This window comes from Borrelia hispanica CRI (assembly GCF_000500065.1).
Classification (GTDB): domain Bacteria; phylum Spirochaetota; class Spirochaetia; order Borreliales; family Borreliaceae; genus Borrelia; species Borrelia hispanica.
On sequence record NZ_AYOU01000135.1, the window covers coordinates 1 to 2,531 of the forward strand.

5 protein-coding genes are annotated in these 2,531 nt (G+C 26.8%); all 5 read left to right on the forward strand.

Annotated features, from left to right (window positions below):
• A partial coding sequence (locus U880_RS10210; RefSeq protein ID WP_038359411.1) for a DUF693 family protein occupies positions 1 to 480 on the forward strand: 480 nt, incomplete at its 5' end.
• On the forward strand, positions 481 to 1,032 hold the full coding sequence (locus U880_RS0105740; protein ID WP_024655138.1) for a DUF777 family protein: 552 nt from the start codon (positions 481 to 483) through the stop codon (positions 1,030 to 1,032).
• Between the two features lie 79 nt (positions 1,033 to 1,111).
• Complete coding sequence (locus U880_RS0105745) at positions 1,112 to 1,444, forward strand: contractile injection system sheath initiator (RefSeq protein WP_024655139.1); 333 nt, start codon at positions 1,112 to 1,114, stop codon at positions 1,442 to 1,444.
• Complete coding sequence (locus U880_RS0105750; RefSeq protein ID WP_024655140.1) at positions 1,441 to 2,319, forward strand: DUF276 domain-containing protein; 879 nt, start codon at positions 1,441 to 1,443, stop codon at positions 2,317 to 2,319. The genes U880_RS0105745 and U880_RS0105750 overlap by 4 nt, the downstream gene beginning before the upstream one ends.
• An 18-nt stretch (positions 2,320 to 2,337) precedes the next feature.
• The coding region (locus U880_RS0105755) for a DUF735 family protein (protein WP_024655141.1) at positions 2,338 to 2,531 on the forward strand (194 nt) is incomplete at its 3' end.

Genomic DNA, 2,531 nt, shown 5'->3' on the forward strand with positions numbered 1-2,531 from the left:
ATCAAAGAAGCATCTATTAATACTACTGATATCGAATGTAACTATATATTCACAAATTACGTACCGATACAAACAGAAACAGATAAAAAAGAAGAAACAGAAAAAAATAAGCCTATACAAAAGGATAAAAATCTAAAAACAGAAACACCTACAATAGATACAGAAAAAGAGGAAACAAAAGAAAACACAGATAAAGACTATGAACCTCTTGAAGATTATCTTCTTGAATTTATACCACAACAAGAAGTCACTATAGGTTCAAATATAAATATTAGGTTCATATATTGGCATGCCAAGATTATGTATACACATAAACTTAAAGTTGGTGATAAAGTTAGTTTTATTGATGGTACTGGTAATAAAATTAAGAGCACTATTTCACAAGCTGATGCTGTATTAAGTAATATTGGTGAATGCTCTCTTATACTCAAGCTTTATGATGATACTAATTACTTAAATATAAAAGGAGAAGCTAGATAAATGCATTTAAATTATGATATTTATAGAATGAATAGCCAAATGGCTGGTTCTGCATTAACACAAGAAGAAATTAAACTATGGATTTATAAAAATATTTTTATCTCTACAATAGGAATTATCAAATCTTTTAATTCTGAGACTCAAGAAGGTGTTGTATTACTATCCCTTTATAAAAATATAGAAATTCAAACTCGCTGTATATCAAATATGCATTTTAATCTACAAGAAAATGATGAGGTTATTCTTTTGCAAAGTAGTATCAATCTTTTTGATATTAATGATGATAATGATGATAATTATTATGATAAAAACTATTTCTATATATTACGACCGATTAATATGCAAAATGCAGCTATTAAAGTTGATAATTTTTCTATTCACACAAAAAACCTTATGGAAATCAAAAATAACAATATAACTTTAAAGCAAGTATTAGAAGAAATTGTTAATTGCTTATATAATTTAAGAGTTTCTGGACAAGCTACGATTGAACCTAGTTTTTACACATATGTTAACAATATACAAACTAAAATAAATATGTTACTTAAATAGTTTTTAACAAAAATAGTATTATACTTCCTTTTATTGGTTAAAGGTTAAAGATAATTAAAAAGGATAAAGGACATAAAGATTGGATATCAAAATTGACAATGATTTTAACTTAACATTTAATTCAAATTTACAGATCGTTGATAATATAGAAGAACAAAAACAACGATTATTTACATTTTTAAAGATTCCAAAAGGCAGTCTTTTCTATGATAATCAATGGGGTTTAGATTATTCACACATTATAAAGCTTATCAAGATAAGCTCTTTAACGCAAATCAAAACTTACTTATTTAATGTTATACAAGATCTCAAAATTGACATTGTAAATCTTGACGTAAACATACAATCAAACACAATAAGCATTGTCTTTCACTTCCCAAATGACACTCTAAATATGGAGGTTAAATTATGAGCATCCTATTTGATTCTGATTTTGGTATTTTAAAACAAAATATTAAACAAATAGTTGAAACTAAACGTGAGAACTTACGAAATATGCATAGAATTGTAATTAATGACGGCCCCTCATCCATTTACAACATTATTGCAACATCTCTTGCAACTATAGAAGAACAAATTATTAATGAAGTTAATATACTCTTTTCTAAAATTAGCCCTGGGGGTGAATACTTTAAAGCTATAGAAGACCACATTAGTATCAAAAGCACAACATTTAATGCTGTACATACAGCTTTAACTTCTATTGACGGAATAGAATATGCAAATATCATAAGCACAGCTGGTAAAGCTAATATTTATCTTATATTAAATGAATCACTACTAGATTCAGCTAAAACTAATATCATCAACTCTAATTTTAAATCAACACTTTGGCAAACACTATACAAAACTATTCCTAGTGGCACTATTCTAGAAGGCAATATTAATATTGATGGCCTAAACCAACAAAATCAACTCAAATCATACAAAGTATCCTTAGGCGCTAGAAAATATGTTTATCTTAAAGTAAAGTACAAAATTGACCTTCAAAATCATATTTATCTTAACATCGACTCACGTATTAGAGACATATATAAACGTATTGTAAATAATAATTACACGGATATGGGTATCAAATTTGAATATCAAGATTTCTTTGCTCCTGTAAATGAAATTAAAGGTATTAAAGGCTTAAAAATATCTGCCGTACTCAAAGACGATGACAAAACTCAAATTTCAAGCATTAATGATTCAGAATTTAAAGAAAATCAAGATATAGATGTTAAGCCTGAAGAATTGCTTATATTTAATCTTACAGACAACCTATTCATTGATATTACATCTTAAGACATAAGGAATATAAATATGATACCTAATTTTCTTAAAAATACAGAAATTGCTAAGTTAATTCAAACTGAAACCAACTATGCTAATGTACTTCTTGCTGAACTTAAAAGTCTAAATTCGAACTTTACTAGTATTAATGCCACAAAACACTGCTCATCAAGATTTATTGCTATATGGTTATCTCAACTCTTTAGAATTTTTTATGCTGAAAG